The 16,751-nt window shown below is 33.8% G+C and carries 16 protein-coding genes; 10 read left to right on the top strand and 6 right to left on the bottom strand.

Going from position 1 to position 16,751, the window contains the following annotated elements:
* Positions 1 to 16 precede the first annotated feature (16 nt).
* The 4 genes from MHB74_RS23935 to MHB74_RS23920 form a co-directional block, all read right to left on the bottom strand.
* Entirely contained in the window at positions 17 to 1,972 is a 1,956-nt protein-coding gene (locus MHB74_RS23935) for an ABC transporter permease (RefSeq protein ID WP_061677591.1), read from the bottom strand.
* 68 nt (positions 1,973 to 2,040) lie between these two features.
* The gene (locus MHB74_RS23930; RefSeq protein ID WP_061677589.1) at positions 2,041 to 4,020 is read right to left on the bottom strand and encodes an FtsX-like permease family protein; all 1,980 of its coding nucleotides are present in this window, start codon (positions 4,018 to 4,020) and stop codon (positions 2,041 to 2,043) included.
* 94 nt (positions 4,021 to 4,114) lie between these two features.
* Positions 4,115 to 5,137 carry a sensor histidine kinase gene (locus MHB74_RS23925; RefSeq protein WP_000765337.1) on the bottom strand — a complete coding sequence of 341 codons (1,023 nt, stop codon included), beginning with the start codon at positions 5,135 to 5,137 and terminating at the stop codon, positions 4,115 to 4,117.
* Positions 5,138 to 5,139: 2 nt separating this feature from the next.
* Entirely contained in the window at positions 5,140 to 5,835 is a 696-nt protein-coding gene (locus MHB74_RS23920; RefSeq protein WP_000276736.1) for a response regulator transcription factor, read from the bottom strand.
* A gap of 207 nt (positions 5,836 to 6,042) precedes the next feature.
* On the opposite strand from MHB74_RS23920, the gene MHB74_RS23915 reads away from it, so the two are divergent.
* On the top strand, positions 6,043 to 6,315 hold the full coding sequence (locus MHB74_RS23915) for an autorepressor SdpR family transcription factor (RefSeq protein WP_001070523.1): 273 nt from the start codon (positions 6,043 to 6,045) through the stop codon (positions 6,313 to 6,315).
* Positions 6,312 to 6,947: an SdpI family protein gene (locus MHB74_RS23910; RefSeq protein ID WP_061677587.1), complete on the top strand. Its 636-nt coding sequence runs from the start codon at positions 6,312 to 6,314 to the stop codon at positions 6,945 to 6,947. The genes MHB74_RS23915 and MHB74_RS23910 overlap by 4 nt, the downstream gene beginning before the upstream one ends.
* A 147-nt stretch (positions 6,948 to 7,094) precedes the next feature.
* Here the strand turns inward: MHB74_RS23910 and MHB74_RS23905 are convergent, their stop codons facing one another.
* Positions 7,095 to 7,967 (bottom strand): AraC family transcriptional regulator, encoded by an 873-nt coding sequence (locus tag MHB74_RS23905; protein ID WP_000377706.1) that lies wholly within the window; start codon positions 7,965 to 7,967, stop codon positions 7,095 to 7,097.
* 306 nt (positions 7,968 to 8,273) lie between these two features.
* Between MHB74_RS23905 and MHB74_RS23900 the strand changes: the two genes are divergently transcribed.
* Positions 8,274 to 9,044, top strand: a complete 771-nt coding sequence (locus MHB74_RS23900; RefSeq protein ID WP_000859659.1) for an ABC transporter ATP-binding protein — start codon at positions 8,274 to 8,276, stop codon at positions 9,042 to 9,044.
* Positions 9,031 to 10,980, top strand: a complete 1,950-nt coding sequence (locus tag MHB74_RS23895) for an ABC transporter permease (RefSeq protein WP_000176143.1) — start codon at positions 9,031 to 9,033, stop codon at positions 10,978 to 10,980. The genes MHB74_RS23900 and MHB74_RS23895 overlap by 14 nt, the downstream gene beginning before the upstream one ends.
* Positions 10,981 to 11,047: 67 nt before the next feature.
* On the opposite strand, the gene MHB74_RS23890 is transcribed toward MHB74_RS23895, so the two are convergent.
* Positions 11,048 to 11,506 (bottom strand): hypothetical protein, encoded by a 459-nt coding sequence (locus MHB74_RS23890; RefSeq protein ID WP_001064712.1) that lies wholly within the window; start codon positions 11,504 to 11,506, stop codon positions 11,048 to 11,050.
* A 308-nt stretch (positions 11,507 to 11,814) separates the two neighbouring features.
* On the opposite strand from MHB74_RS23890, the gene MHB74_RS23885 reads away from it, so the two are divergent.
* The 6 genes from MHB74_RS23885 to mreC all read left to right on the top strand — a co-directional run bounded on the left by MHB74_RS23885 (position 11,815) and on the right by mreC (position 16,657).
* The gene (locus MHB74_RS23885; protein WP_001176096.1) at positions 11,815 to 12,393 is read left to right on the top strand and encodes a class I SAM-dependent methyltransferase; all 579 of its coding nucleotides are present in this window, start codon (positions 11,815 to 11,817) and stop codon (positions 12,391 to 12,393) included.
* Positions 12,393 to 13,007 carry a DedA family protein gene (locus MHB74_RS23880; RefSeq protein ID WP_000418951.1) on the top strand — a complete coding sequence of 205 codons (615 nt, stop codon included), beginning with the start codon at positions 12,393 to 12,395 and terminating at the stop codon, positions 13,005 to 13,007. The genes MHB74_RS23885 and MHB74_RS23880 overlap by 1 nt, the downstream gene beginning before the upstream one ends.
* Positions 13,008 to 13,035: 28 nt before the next feature.
* Complete coding sequence (locus MHB74_RS23875; RefSeq protein ID WP_000033681.1) at positions 13,036 to 13,737, top strand: response regulator transcription factor; 702 nt, start codon at positions 13,036 to 13,038, stop codon at positions 13,735 to 13,737.
* On the top strand, positions 13,721 to 15,229 hold the full coding sequence (locus tag MHB74_RS23870) for a sensor histidine kinase (protein ID WP_001225801.1): 1,509 nt from the start codon (positions 13,721 to 13,723) through the stop codon (positions 15,227 to 15,229). The genes MHB74_RS23875 and MHB74_RS23870 overlap by 17 nt, the downstream gene beginning before the upstream one ends.
* Positions 15,230 to 15,341: 112 nt before the next feature.
* The gene (locus MHB74_RS23865; protein ID WP_000724320.1) at positions 15,342 to 15,695 is read left to right on the top strand and encodes a YxeA family protein; all 354 of its coding nucleotides are present in this window, start codon (positions 15,342 to 15,344) and stop codon (positions 15,693 to 15,695) included.
* Between the two features lie 200 nt (positions 15,696 to 15,895).
* On the top strand, positions 15,896 to 16,657 hold the full coding sequence (gene mreC, locus MHB74_RS23860; protein WP_001198151.1) for a rod shape-determining protein MreC: 762 nt from the start codon (positions 15,896 to 15,898) through the stop codon (positions 16,655 to 16,657).
* Positions 16,658 to 16,751: the final 94 nt, after the last annotated feature.

The raw sequence follows: 16,751 nt of genomic DNA, 5'->3' as shown, positions 1-16,751 counted from the left end.
ATCACCTTTCTATCCTTTAAAACTTAATGTGTTGTGATAATTTTTGCATATAGAAGGAACGAATTAAAAGGAAAAATAAAATTTCAACCGTTCCAAAAATCATAAGTACGACTGTAATCTCAGCGAAGAACGAGAGATGTAATACTTCTTGTAGCATCTTTGTCGCAAACATCGTATGGATCGATGCCATAACGTATGGGACAAAGAAAAGAATCGCGAGTTGAATTGTAGCAGATCGTTTCATCTCAGCTTCTGTTAAACCGATTTTTGTAATCGTTACATACTTTTCTTGCTCATTTGTTAAATCTGTATACATTCTGAAGTAAAGAACACTGCCAGCACCGATAAAGAAAATAACACCTAAGAAAGTACCAATTAAGAAGAACGAAGCGACATTTTGTTTTGTTGTGTATAGAGAATCGCTTGCTTCACTTGCATGGAAAGGCTTGTGCTCTGCTTGAATGCTGTTCCCGTCGGTATTAATTTTGTCTATGAATAACGAGCCGATGTTATTCGCTTTTTCCCAGTCTTTAACTTTAAAGCTATATACACTCATCTGTTTTGAAACGGATGATAATGCCTCTACATTCTCATCAGATAATACGAGTAATTGTGAGATTAAGCTATTTGGGAAAGGATTATAATTTTTATATTCTTTTACTTGTAGCTGTAGGCTGTTTTGAGTAAGTGTAAGAATATCTTTCCTTTCGGTATCATAAATTGTGCCAATGAATTGATCATCTATGTCTTTCATAAGGATATAAGATTCATTATTTTTTACGTTGAGATGTTCCCAGTTTAACGCCTTAGCAAGTATATTGTAATCACTTTGTTTAATTGCATAATAGAGCTTTGGGTTCTCTTCTGCCGAAGATACTTCATATATATCCGTTTTAAGTTTTTTATAAGTAAAGTGCTCTTCATTAAATTTTTGTTCTAACCAACTTAAATGTTCATCAGCTAACGCATTTTCAGTATGTGATAAATATGTAAAAGGAAAAGGATTTTTTCTTATTGCATCAAACTTTGTAAATTTCCCAAAACCGTATAAGAATGTAATCATAGTAAAAGCGAGTGTTGATAGCATTGCTACAATAAAGAGCATGTTAATGTTTGTCCGAATGCGCGCTGCTAAATCAGAAATCCAAAGCATATTAATTCGCTTCATATAAAATGTTCTTCGCGTTTTTAATATACGAATGAGTAAAAAACTAATTTGTGAAAAGAAAAAATATGTTCCAGCTGCAACAAGTGACGGAATGACAAATATACTAGAGACGGCATATAAAAGCCCAATGATATCGCCTAGCGACATAAAATATAGAGGATTTGCTGCTAATACATATCCAGATATTAAACATATCGCACCGAATAGAGAGATGAGCACGGATGCTTTTCTTTCTTTTTGTTTTGTTCCTTCTTTTAAAAGACGTACAGCTTTTCTCGTACGGATTAGCATCGGTGTAAAAGATGATACGAGAATGAAGAGTCCAAGAAAGATGATTATAGTTAAAACGATAGCACCTGTAGGCAAATATAAATATAGACCAGGTACATGTGTAATTTTGGCGGTAACTAGTAAAAAGAACTGTGAAAAGACAAGGCCAAGTTGAATGCCGAAAAAGATGGAAAGAACACCAATTAGCATGTTTTCTAGAAATACGAGTCTTTTTAATTGCTTTTGAGATATGCCAAGTACTGTTAAAATCCCAAATTGCTTTTTTCGTACTTTTAAGAAAGTACCGATTGAATATAGTAAAAAGAAAAACGAAAAGAATACAATGACAACTTCTGAAATTGTCATTAATATGTTCAGAGCAACATTCACGTCTGTCATATGCAATTTAGGATGAAATAAATAAACTGCAAATGAGAAAAAAATTGCGATGGAAAACGCACTGCTTACAAAATAGGCGAAATAAGCTCTGGCGTTCCGGGTCACGTTTTTGAATGCAAACTGCCAAAATGTCATTCACCTAAACCTCCTAATAGAGTGAAGATGAAAAGAGTATGAAAGATACTCTTTTCGTCAAGTTTGTTTTAAGTACTTTGTTCACTCGTGTACTGTGATAATTTTTGCATATAAAGTGAACGAATGAATAAGAAAAATACGATTTCAACGATTCCAAAAATAATAAGAACGGCTGAAACTTCTTTGAACAAAGATAAACCAATTACATCTTGTAGCATTTTCGTTGCAAACATTGTATGAATGGATGCCATAATGTAAGGAACGAAAAATAAAATACTAAGCTGAATGGTTGCAGACCGTTTCATCTCTGTATCTGTCACACCGATTTTAGAAATTGTTATATACTTCTCTTGTTCATTCGTTAAATCGGTATACATTCTAAAGTAAAGAACGCTACCAGCTCCAATGAAGAAAATAACTCCTAAAAATGTTCCGATTAGGAAGAATGCAGCACTACCAGATGTTATTTTGTATAACGATCCTGCTGATTCAAAGGATCGAATAAGAGGTCCCTCATACTGGGATTTATCTCGATCCTTTTGCACCTTTTCTATAAAATCATCAGCAATTTTATATGTCTGTTCCCAGTTTTGAATTTTGTAATTGTATGCTGATATATGCTTTACCGTATTGGGTAAGTTATTTATGTGAATATCAGGCAAAACTATCGTTTGATATGAAAAGTCAGATGGAATTGCATTGCCATGTTCATAGCCTTTTACTCGTAATTTCGTATTTGTACTAGAGAGTGTAATGTAATCTCTTTTGTAGCTTTGCTCAAATTCGTTGAATATAGTGACATAAGATGTCCCCGTTAATACGTATGCTTCGTTATTATCCATAAATAGTTGTTTCATTCGTAAAGAACTCGCAAGTTTGTTATAGTCACTTTGCTTAATTGCGTATACGTCATTATAAATAGCTATACCTTTATCTTCTTCTAGCGGTGTTTCATATATATCAGCTTTTATTTTCTCGTAAGGGAAATGCTCTTTTTGTAATTGTTGCTCAAGCCAATTTAAATGCTCTGTCACAAAGGGATTCGCATCATAAGAAAAGTAAGAAATTGGGAAAGGAGAAATTCTATTAACTTCTAGCTTAATAAATTTCCCGAATCCATATAGGAACGTTATCATTGTGAAAGCGATAGTAGAGAGCATTGCTACAATAAAAAGCATATTAATATTCGTTCGAATACGGCTTGCTAAATCAGAAATCCAAAGCATGTTAACCCGTTTCATATAAAACTTTCTTCTCGCCTTTAAAATGTAAATAAGTAAAAAACTAATTTGTGAAAAGAAGAAATATGTACCGATTGTAACAAGCGTTGGGATAATGAAAATACTCGAAAGCATATATATAACACCTATTTGCGGACTTACTGATACGAAATATTTCGGGTTTCCAGCTAAAGCATAACCACCTAATAAACAAATCGCACCAAATAAGGAAACGAGTATGGACGGTTTTTTTTCTTTTTGTTTTCTGCTATTTGTTTTTAAAAGTTGTACCGTTTTTTTTGTACGGATAAGCATTGGTGTGAATGTAGATACAATAATAAAAAGACTAAGGAAAACGATAGTCGTTAAAATAAACGCGTTAATAGGCAAGTATAAATATATGCCTGGTACGTGCGTAATTTTTGCTGTCACTAATAAGAAAAATTGCGAAAAGACAAGTCCAAACTGCATACCGAAAAAGATAGATAAAATACCGATTAACATATTTTCCATAAAAACAAGACGATGTAATTGCTTTCTCGATATTCCTAAAACGGTCAAAACTCCAAATTGTTTTTTTCTAACTTTTAAAAAAGTACCAATGGAATATAGTAAAAAGAAGAAAGAGAAAAATACAATTACAACTTCTGAAAATATCATTAATCCTGAAATTTCAGCAGTCATGCTAAAGTTTTGTAATTTCGGATGGAATAAGTAAACAGCAAACGAAAAGAAAACAGCAATGGAAAAGGAACTACTGACGAAATAAGCAAAATAAGCTCTGGAATTACGTGTTACATTTTTAAATGCAAACTGCCAAAATGTCATAATATGTACCTCCCGCTAGAAGGTACATATGTAGTTTTATTGCAAAAAATGTATGAGAGTGAGTTCTCATACATTTTGCTAGCATATGTTACGATCATGCTTCGGTCACCTTCTCTGTATGTTCTGCTTGATTATTTGCAGCGTTGTGGAAGATGATTTTAATCGTCGTTCCTTTACCAACCTCAGAGTCTAGTTTGACAGAGTGACCTAAATAATCACAAATTTTACTTACAATATAAAGTCCCATACCAGTAGATTCTCCGAATGCGCGACCGTTTTTCCCAGTGTAAAACGGTTCAAATACTCTTCGAATATCTTCTTGCGGAATACCAACACCTTCATCGCGAACTTCTAAAATAATATCTTTTCCGTTTCGGTAAGCTGATAAGAAAACTTTCTTCCCGCGCTCACCAGAGTAACGAACTGCATTTGTCATTAACTGATAAATGATGAACTTTAGCCATTTCGCATCAGAAGCAACTTTTAAATCGGAATGAACTTCTAAAACAGGGAAGACCCCATTTCGAATGAAGAGTTCTTTTAATCCGTTAATATTTTTTGTTACCGCATCTTTTAATGAAATCGTCTCAACGTGGAAATCTTCATGGAAGTTATTTAACCTTGCCATATATAAAGCCATATCGAGTCCTTGATTTAATCGTTCTAATTCTTTTTTGAATTTCGGAATCAAATGTTCATCTTCCATTTCGAGCACCATAAGTTGCATAACAGACACAGGTGTCTTCATTTGATGCACCCAGTGGTTAATGAATAATTGATGTTCTTGTTGTTTTACTTCGTACGATTGTAGTTCTTTTTGGAAGAGACGGTACTGTGTACGCACGAGTTCATTTACACCGTGAGGCATTGGAGCAGTTGCTCTTTCAATAAACGCATCTTCCATTTTCTCTGGTTGCTCACTTAATCTATGGTACATTCTACGATTTCGAACGTAACGATAAGCGAGGAAACAAATGAATAAATATAAACTTAAAACGACGAAGTAAAATTTATTATTTTGAAATCCATCTACTGCATCATAAAGAACGAAGATGATACCGAAGTTTAATACGTATAGTAGAAAAAATGCAAAATGATCACGTAAAAATAGCTTCATGCTTATTCACTCCAAGTTGCGTTAAAACGATACCCAAGTCCACGTACTGTTTCAATAGCATTTTCAATACCAAGCTCATTGAACTTTTTACGAAGACGCGTAATGTTTACGTTTAATGTATTTTCTTCAACGAAGCTTTCGTCATCCCATAGGGCAGCTAATAAATCTTCACGGCTCGCTGTACGAGGGAATTTAGATAATAACATTTCTGCTAAAATCGCCTCTTTCTTCGTTAAAAGAACTTGCTCAGCTCCGAAATGAATTTCTGGACGCTCTGGGAATAATTTTAGTCCTTCTACTTCAACGATACGTTCAGAAATATTTGGCGCATAATCACCGTAAATACGGCGTAATTGTCCTTTAATTTTCGCCATTACAACGTCGTAGTGGAACGGTTTTGTAATATAATCATCCGCCCCGCTTTCAATCGCCATAATTTGTTCCATTTCACCAGCACGAGCTGAAATGAAAATAATAGGACAAGTAGATTCATGACGAATTTGACGACACCAGTAAAATCCATCGAATTTCGGTAAGTTTACATCAAGTAAAACAAGGTGTGGTTTCACTGCGTTAAACGATTCCATAATATCATCGAAGTTCTCTGCAACAACAGCTTCGTAGCCATATTTTTGAATGTGAGATTGTAGTAATGATGAAATATTTGGATCGTCTTCAACGATTAAAATTTTATACATATGTATATTCCTCCTAAAAAAACAATTGTAGCTATAGTGTATCATGTGTTTCGAGTCTTTTCATTATGTTGAAAGATAAGCTAGTAAACAGTATAGGTCAAAAGTGAGAAAAGTAAAAAGGGCGTATAGATAATTGACAATTAACTAAAATCATTTTAACATTTAGATAAATATCTAAATGTCTAATTACTGAAAGGAAGAAAGACATTGAATCAAGCATTTAAAGCATTAGCAGACCCAACAAGGCGAAAAATTTTAGATTTATTAAAAGAAGGCGATTTAACCGCTGGGGAAATTGCTGAACATTTCAATATGACAAAGCCAAGTATTTCACACCACTTAAACGCACTTAAAAATGCTGAACTTATTCAAGATGAAAAAAAGGGGCAATTCGTTATGTACTCTTTAAACACAACTGTATTTCAAGATTTGTTGACTTGGGTGTTCACATTTACGAATAAGGGGGAAGAGGGGAAATGAAAAAGCATCTTTTTGCAATTTTATTAATTGTTATAACTTGTTTAGCTTGGGTGTTTGCTTGGCCACATTTACCAGATACAATTGCAACGCATTGGAGCGGTGGTAAGGTAGATGGCTATTCTTCTAAACTGTATGGAATGATCTCGATGGTTGGAATTATGATTGGGTTATATATATTTCTAAATGTATTACCAAAGATTGATCCAAAGAAAGCAAACTACGAGAAATTTTCTAAAGCTTTTATGATGATGAATAACGGGATACTGCTACTACTATTTGTAGGGAATATAGATATTATTACAAGTGGGCTTGGATATAACTTATTCATTAATCGCGTGCCTGAATTATTAGTTGGTATTTTATTTATAGTCATTGGAAACTATTTACCACAATGTAAACCAAATTACTTTGTAGGTATAAAGACGCCATGGACATTAAGTAACGAAGAGGTATGGAGAAAAACACACCGTTTTAGCGGAAAAGTTTTTGTTGCATTAGGAATTATTATGATTTTAAGTGTTTTTGCACCAGTAGCATGGAAAACTTTCGTAATGGTTGGCATTATTATCGGTGCAGTAGGACTAACGATGGGATATTCATATGTTGCTTATAAAAAAGAACTAAAAATGTAAATAAAAGCTGCTTTTCCATCTAAGGAAAAGCAGCTTTATTTTTTCCCCCGCTATTCGCCGGGCAGTAAAACTCCCACCTCAAAATTCGGCGAATGCGGAGGAGTTAGGTGGGGGATGGACAAAACCCCCACTGATTAAAGTTTCACTTTATTTCTTCAAAACCGGTATCCAAATTTCACTTTTAAAGTTTGGGGAGGATGTATCTTTCTGTTCATTCCACAATATTTCTGGTCCTTCTGCTAGTTCATAGTTTGAGGAAGGAAACCATTCGGAATAAATGCGTCCCCATACATTTTGTAATGTTTCAGGAAATGGACCGACAGCTTCAAATACGGCCCACGTTGAAGCTGCGACTTCAAGTTGTGCGAATTGCTCTGGACAATCTTTCATTGAGGCTACTCCAATGTAGTGGTCGAGTTCTCCATTTTCCTCCATTCTTCCTTCAGAAAAGTTAGTAGAAGCACTAATAATTCCAGTAGGTTCCATGTTTGAAAGGGACTTTAATGTTTGAATGGTCCCTGGATCTAAGCTTTTCCACATAGAAGCAATTTCTTCATTTACACCGTTAAATACAATCGGTACGCGTTTTGTAATACCAATGATTTGAAATGGCTCTTTTTCTTCAATTCGATAGTTCATTTCATTTCCTCCTTGAATCGATAACTGGAAGGTCATTGGTGAATAAGCTTTCAAAGAATGACTACTATTTCGGGCCTCTGAAGGTGTTATGCCGTGCAAGTTTTGAAAAGCACGTGTAAAAGAATCTGGCGAGTTGTACCCATATTTTATAGCAACATCAATGACTTTTGCAGCGCTATCTTTTAGTTCAAAAGCAGCAAGAGTAAGACGTCTACAGCGAATATATTCTGATAGTGATACGCCAGCTAGGAAAGAGAACATTCTTTTGAAATGATATTCGGAGCAGAAAGCTATTTTTGCGACTTCTTTAAAATCAATTTCATCTGTTAGGTTGTTTTCAATATATTGCATTGCCGCATTCATGTTTTTAAGTGAATCCATATCATGACCTCCTTGTTAAATAGAATAGCAGGAAAAAAACAGGTCCATCCGACATTTCATGCACAACTTTGTAGGGTACATTTTTAACCTTACAAAATTGTAATGTTCCTGTAAGGAGAATGAATGGATGGCATGATATCCCAATGTTATAGTAACAAAGTACTTTTGTTCAGTATGTTAAATTTTGATTTCTCTACTTACCGGCCTTACATAACTGTCATGTTTGTGTAAGAAACATCGATAGTGGCAAGAGTAGAGAGTGTATATAGTTGAAAATAGAGAATAGAAGAAATGAGGGATGTCGAGATGAAAACAGTGTTAGAAGCAAAGAATATTGAAAAAGTGTATGACACGGGTGGTAATAAATTTGCAGCGTTAAAAGGTATTAACTTACAAGTAAAAGAAGGTGAGTTCGTTGGAATTATGGGACCTTCTGGTTCGGGTAAGACTACTTTACTAAACGTTCTTTCTACAATTGATAATGCGACGAACGGTGAAATTTTAATTGATGGAAAAGATATCGTGAAGATGAACGATGATAAGTTAGCGTTATTCCGCCGCGATCATTTAGGGTTCATTTTCCAAGATTATAATTTATTAGATACGTTAACGGTAAAAGAGAACATTGCGTTACCTCTTGCGTTATCAAAGGTGAAAGCAAGTGAGATTGATCGCCGCGTTCTTGAAATCTCAAAGAAATTCGGTATTGATCATATTTTAAGTCAGTTCCCATATCAAGTGTCGGGCGGACAGAAGCAGCGCTGCGCAGCATCGCGTGCGATTGTTACAAGTCCTAGTATGATATTTGGTGACGAGCCGACGGGAGCGCTTGATTCTAAATCAGCGACAGATTTATTAGAAAGTATGAAGTCGTTAAATGAATATGATAACTCTACAATTTTAATGGTAACGCACGATGCGTTTGCGGCGAGTTATTGTAAACGAGTTATTTTCATTAAAGATGGTGAGTTATATAAAGAATTGCACCGCGGTGAATCAACACGTAAACAGTTCTTCCAAAAAGTCGTTGACGTAATGTCTTCCATTTCTGGAGGTATGGCTGATGACCTTATCTAGCATTGCCCTCCGCAACATACAGCGGAACTTTAAAGACTACTTTGTATATTTTGCATCTATGATTTTTAGTATCGTCATTTATTTTACATTTAAAGCACTGCAATACAATTCACAAATGGAAAAAGCAGCGGAAGCTTCTAAAAAGATTAGTGGAGCGTTCCAAGTTTCAAGCGTGATGCTTATTATTTTCGTAGCAGTGTTCATTATATATTCGAACGGTTTCTTTACACGAAAGCGAAAAAAGGAAGTTGGGTTATATTCTTTATTAGGTATTCGTAAAAGACAGATTGGTAAAATGCTCTTTTATGAAAATATGTTAATGGGATTAATGTCATTAGTAATCGGTATTGCCATCGGTAGCGTTCTTTCAAAACTATTCCTTGAACTACTAATAAATATGATGGGAATAAACTTAAATGTTCATTTTGAAGTACCGATGGCTGCAGTTATTGATACAGCAATTATTTTCTTTGTAATTATTTTGTATACATCACTTCAAGGATATCGTTTAATTTATCGATTTAAGCTAATTGAACTTTTCCGAGCAGAACGTGAAGGAGAAGCAATGCCAAAAGGCTCTGTCATTATGGCGTTAATTTCAGTTTTCTTAATCGGCTCAGGTTATTTCTTAGCGTTAATGTTTATGAAGGCAGTTATGTATGCAAACTTTATGGTAGTTGCACTTTATATATTACTTGCAACAGTATTAGGTACGTATTTACTATTTATGTTCTTTACAGTATTCGTATTGAAACGTGCAAGAAATAATAAGTCAGCGTTTTATAATGGTATGAATATGATAACGACGTCACAGTTACTATACCGTATTAAAGGAAATGCAAAGTCACTTGCGACAATATCTATTTTAAGTGCAGTGACATTAACAGCGGTTGGTACGTCAGTTACGATGTATTACAACACATTTACGCAATCAAAAACATCCATGCCATACAGTTACTCTTATGAAAAAAAAGATGCAGAATTGGATAAGAAAGTAAATGCAATTCTTGTGGAGGAGAAGCAGGATCACCCTGTTAAAGATCAATTTGAAATTGAAACGGTTCCTGTCAAAGGGAAGTTCGAAGGAGATAAAGTTGATTTCATTCTTAATATGAATTACACGATCTCAGAGAAATATCAGTTTATATCTCAATCTGAATTCAACAAAATTGCGAAAAAAATCGATGCGGAAACAGTGAATGTAGCTACTGGCGAAGCATTTATATATGATAGTTCTTATATGGAAGGGTATGAGTTTAGCCCTGAATATAAAGGAAATAAAGCGGTATTCCAAATTGGAAATGAAACGAAGACATTGACGATCCAAGGTGTAAATAATACTGCAATTACGAACTTAGGTGAATTAGTTGTTGTCGTTCCAGATGAAATGTATGAACAAGCGAAGCAAGCATTTGGAACACGTGTTGTAAAAAATATTGATGTAAAAGATGAAAGAAACAGTAAAGTATTAACAGAAAAATTAACAAAAGTGATGCCAGCTGGTGAATCAGAAATGGCACCACCATTTAGAGACTTCTACACTGGTTTCCATATGGGACTTGAAGCAACTGGACTAATGATGTTCATCGGACTATTCTTAGGCTTAGTCTTCCTATTAGCGACAGGCTCCATTATTTACTTCAAGCAGCTTACAGAAGCAAGTGCTGACCGTGATCGTTACATTGTCCTTCATAAAGTTGGTGTAACGAAACAAGAGATGAAGAAAGCTATTGCAAAACAAGTGAGCTTTATCTTTGCAATTCCACTAGTAATCGGAATTCTACACAGTTTGTTTGCATTAAAAGGTTTAGGAAACATACTACCATTTGAAATTATGGTTCCGCTTCTAATTAGTATCGGAGTATATAGCGTTATTTATATCGGATATTACTTCTTAACAGTTCGTTCTTATTATAAGATTGTGAGTGCGAAGTAATGCAAGAGTTGTTTTTATCTTAGTAAAAAAGCATCCGACTAACATGTTAGTCGAATGCTTTTTTTGTCTATACGTGAGCTTTATTTTCGTCCGAACTATCAAACATGTCCATTACTTTAAAAATACCTTCTAATAGCAAGGTACATAAAATAGCGAAAATTAATACGGCATGAGGTGATAATTCAACTGATGTGAAGTTAAGGTCTGCCAACCAAAAGTAACCTACATAAAAACTTAGAAATGTGCTAACAGCCGAAAGTGTAAATCCTAAAAATCCTAATTCCTTTAATTTTTCCTCAGATAATTTACATAAACGTAAAACAATAGAGAAGAGAATTCCTACTATGAAAAATCCCATACATAATGCGAACAATGATATTATGCTTGGATACTTAACTTCATCGGGCATCCACTTTTTCATTCCCACTATTAAAAAGGTAGGGACAAGAATAGGTAATAAAAGTGGTAGCACTATTTGTATAGCTGCAAATAATGCATTTGATTTATTATCGTTTTGATTATTCATAAAGCCTCCAAAAATGATTTCTATACTAATTCCAAATATCTTAGAGGATTTTAACATAAAAATAGTAACTTCGCTATACAAAATCGGAGTAGGATCATGATCATTCATGGTAAATAAACAAGCTGACTTATTTGTATATGTTTGATGCGCTTATCTTTGGAATTCAATTTTTTATGTTTGTTTATAGTAAAGATGAAGATTTCCTTCATCTTCATAAAATCTTAAGAAATCTCCTCAATATTTGTTAAGAAACGATAGTTATACTTAAACACAAGTTAAAAACTATTGAACGAATGGAGAGGGAGTATATGCAGCTCATAACATTCTTAACTGAATTTATAAAACATCCGAAACATATTGGTGCGGTTGTACCGAGCTCAAAAATATTAGCAAGGAAAATGGTAGATGTAATTGATTTTAATAGAGCGAAATGCATTGTAGAGCTAGGGCCTGGTACAGGAGCTTTTACGAAAGAGATTATGAAGAGAAAGAAGAAGGAGACAATATTTCTCCTTGTTGAAATTAATGAAGTATTTTTTAAAGAGTTAAAGAGAAAATTTAAAGATGAGCAGAACGTGATTGTTATACACGGTTCAGCTGAAAATATAAAGAAGTATATGGAACAATTAAATATAGAATGTATTGATTACGTCTTATCAGGATTGCCTTTTACTTCTTTACGAGAAGAGGTTTCAAAGCGCATTTTAAACAGTGTAATGGAAACGATACATGAGAACGGGGAATTTATTACATTTCAATATTCACTTGTGAAAAAAGGATTTATACAGAATTTCTTTCCTGAAATTACACTAGAAAAGGTGTGGCTTAATTTCCCACCAGCTTACGTCTTTAGTTGTAGAAAAGAGCTAAGGAGAGCATATGCATAATGGAGTTACATGAATTAATGTCATACATTGAGCAGTATGGTTATTGGGCACTATTTTTTTGTTTATGGCTTGGTATTATCGGTATGCCGATTCCAGATGAAATGATTGTCATGAGCGGTGGATTTGTATCATCAATGGGGATATTAAGTATGATTCCAGCCTTTTTATTAACGTATTTAGGTGTTGTATCAGGTCTTTCTTTAGGGTATATACTGGGGAAAATATTTGGCATAAAAGTGCTTAATAAATTGATGAAAAAGAAAAAGGCGAAGTACCTTTTAAAATCACAAGAAATAGTAGGGAAATATGGTCATTATGCATTAGTAATAAGTTATTTTATCCCCGTTGTGAGACATATCGTACCGTATTTGGTTGGAATGAATAATATGTCATTTAAAACGTATGCATTGTATTCCTATATGGCAGGACTTGTTTGGACGCTAGCTTATTTTATGCTGGGCTCTCTATTCGGAAAACAGATAGAAACGATTGTAGCACTTGCGACGAAATATGGGATGTATTTAGGTGGGGGCATTATGATTATTACTATCATTTCTTATGTGTACATTCAAAAGAGGAATGCAGTAGTGAGTGAAATAAAGCAACATTCATAGTTTGGTAAATGATGCTGGAGGAGATTTTGTGAGTAAAGGAACGATACTTATCGTGGACGATGAGAAGGAAATTAGAAAACTTATCACTATCTATTTGAAGAATGAAGGTTACGAAGTATTACAAGCTGGAGATGGTGAAGAGGGTTTAGAAATAGTAAAGAAAAGAGACGTGCATCTAATCGTCCTTGATATTATGATGCCGAAAATAGATGGTATTCATATGTGTATGAAAGTGAGAGAAATAGCGGAAATGCCTATTATTATGCTTTCGGCAAAAACGCAAGATATGGACAAGATTTTAGGATTAACAACTGGGGCAGATGATTACGTAGCCAAACCATTTAATCCACTGGAACTCATTGCTCGTATTAAATCACAACTTCGGAGATATATGAAAATGAGCGGGACAAGTGTACAGGATGAAAATGAAATAGAAATTGGAGATATGAAAATTAATATAGTAACACGGCAGGTCATTATTGCAAATAAAGAGGCGAAATTGACACCGAGAGAGTTTGAGGTATTAGAATTGCTTGCACGAAATCAAGGAATGGTATTAAATGCAGCACAAATTTATGAAAGAGTATGGAAAGAGCAAGCTTTCCAATCCGATAATACTGTGATGGTACATATTCGGAAAATACGTGAAAAGATAGAGGCGATTCCAAGGAAGCCTCGGTACATTAAAACGGTATGGGGAGTTGGCTATAAGATTGAGAAAGATATTTGAACCGATAATATGGATGAATCAAGTTTTTAAAAAAATGATAGGTAAAATAGTGAGTTATTTGGAAAAGAGCATACGGATACAGCTAATGGCTACATTTACTTTTTGTACGTTACTCGGGGTATTAGTAGGATGGTCTTCATCTTCTTTTTTCGAGGATGCGAATAAAATTTCTATCATTGATTATGCATCAGGTATGGAAGCCATTGATGGACAGACACAAAGGCTTGTTGAAAGTATAACCGAGGAAGGTAAGGAAATTAATATACAAGAATTGCTTGATCAATTGAATCACCAAAATCAACTGAAGATTTTAATAATAGATGAGAATGGGAAAGTTGTTTATAAAACAAAGGGAGCGCCGGAAGAACAAATCAATCTTCATGAGACGATGCGTAATGTGATGGATTTTAAAATGGATCAAGTACGATATGTAGAGGCGCAAAATTTAATTCAAGATGGAACTGAACAAAAGCGTAAGGAGTTTACAACTTTTTATCCGGTTACTGTTAATACGGAAAATATGTATATCATTGCAAGTGGTATACCACAAGGAAATGTGAAGTATATAGTGAATGATAGCAGCCCATTTCCATCTTTACTAGGTTTTATCACTTTTATACTATCTTTCTTTTATATAACGAAAAGGAAGATGAATCAGATTGAAGCGATGGCAGAAGGAGTAAGGGAGTTTTCGAAAGGTAATTTACAATATAAAATCAAACAGGCAGGTCAAGATGAAATAGGTTTATTAACTTCTAATATTAATCAAATGGCAGAAAAGCTTTTGGCTAATATAGAAAAGGAAAAACAAATAGAGAAGCAAAAAAGTGAATTGATTACAAATGTATCACATGATTTAAGAACACCACTTACTTCTATTATGGGGTATTTACGTTTACTAGGTGATGCGAAATATGAAAATAAAGAACAGCATGATGAGTATATAAAAATTGCCTTTTCAAAATCAGAGCAGTTGAAGATGTTAATAGAAGATTTGTTTGAGTATACAAAACTAACAGATGAAAATATGGCGTTAGATTCGCAAGAAGTGTGTATAAATGAACTACTTGATCAATTAATAGAAGAGCTAGTACCACAAGCGGAGGAGCATAATATTTCTTTTGTAAAAGAATTTCAAGAAGATCGTATATATGCTGTTGTGGACTCAGAAAAAATGGTACGTGTGTTTGAAAATCTTTTAATAAATGCAATTAAATACAGTATAGATAAAGCAGAAATTCGGGTTTTACTTCAAAGAGAAGAACAGCATATCAAAATTTCTATAGCGAATCATAGTGAAGAATTTACAAAAATAGAATTAGAGAATTTGTTTGAGCGTTTTTATAAAAAAGATCAATCGAGAAGTAGAGCTGTAGAAGGTTCAGGTTTGGGACTTGCAATTGCAAAAAGCATTGTTGAATTGCACAAAGGAGAAATTCGAGCAGAATATGAAAATGGGGTTATTCAATTTATTATCTTATTGCCAATTTAATTAGAAGAGCACTAGGAAATTTGGTTACATTTTAATACGTAATAGCGCTGCGATGGATTTAGAGGAAGTCCTTTAAGGGGAAGTATCTGAGAAGAGGAGAATAGAAAGTTTCATGAAAAAAATAAGTTCGTTTATCGTATTGATTATAGTTGGAGTTACATTACTTATAGGAAAGGGGGGACCGATTGTAGATCAATTCAATCCATTTATTAAAGAAGATATTTATTATGCTGTTGTTGATAATGATGGTAAATATGGAGCTGAAAACAAAGGTTTTGCTAGATGGGAATATAAATTCAAAGGATATAATGAATCTGGTCAAGAGCAAAAGATTGCGATGACTGCTTCAAAACATTTAAGAATAGGAGCATATTTAAAGATTAGATCTAAAGGAAGTTATGGTATGGAATGGGAAGAAGTACAAATAGATGAAATACCTAAGAAAGTACAAATACAACATAATTAGTTATAGAAATTATAAGTGGCATTCCATGGATAAGGTAACGAGCAAACTTCGAAGATTGTAGCAGTATATGATAAGTTCTAAATTTTTTATAAAGAAGATAAAGTTTATCTTAACTTTATTTAAACTGCATTTCTTCTGTGTACAATGACTAGTATTCTATAGTATGTAGATAAAAAATAGTAGGGAGTAGCAGGATAATTATGCAGGTTTCTAAGAAGAAAATATTATTATTTCTTTCAATTATTCTTTTGGCTTTATTGATGGTGTATGTATGTACAAATAATAAGCATGTCCAAAATATTGTTCATAATATAGAAGACATCTATAAAGTATATAGAGAGAATCAGGTATTGAAAGGGAAAATTGAACATCAAGAATCGTTAAAGAGTAAAGTGCAAATATTAAGTGAGGAGAAAGAAAACCTTACTAAACTTATCAACAAAACGAAAGAATTAAAGGAACAAGGAAAATACAATTTAATTCAAGCTACAGTAGTAACTCGTGTAGCAGAAGAGTGGTATGGAGAAGTCACTATTGATAGAGGAGCACAACATGGTGTAAAGGTTGGTATGGCTGTTATTACAGTGGAAGGTTTTATTGGAAAGGTAGAGAGTGTAGATCAATATACATCTGTTGTGAAATTAATTACGAATGATGAACGAACGAATCGTTTAGCAATCACCCTTCAAAATAATTCATCCATTTTAGGATTTGTTACAGGGTATGATAAGAAAAAACAGGCTCTTCGAATTGATAATATTCCATCAGATAAAGCGAAAGAAATAAAAATAGGTGATAGTATTATTACCTCTGAATTGAGTCAGAAAATACCACCTGGCCTTGAAGTAGCAGAGGTGATAGAGCAAGAACCGGATCAATATGGTCTTGCTTATATTATTTATGCAAAACCAAAGGCGAATTTATATGATTTAGAAGATGTAATTTTAATAGAACCTAAATAATAGTTTTATGTAGTGCCTTTGAGAGGTGAATTAGAAACGAAGAGAATGAACGTAAAATAAAGAGTAAGAGGGATAAGGAAAAGTAAAACGGTAC

The organism is Bacillus sp. FSL K6-0069 (genome assembly GCF_038007785.1).
Lineage (GTDB): Bacteria > Bacillota > Bacilli > Bacillales > Bacillaceae_G > Bacillus_A > Bacillus_A mobilis.
This window is presented reverse-complemented; position numbering and strand designations above follow the sequence as displayed.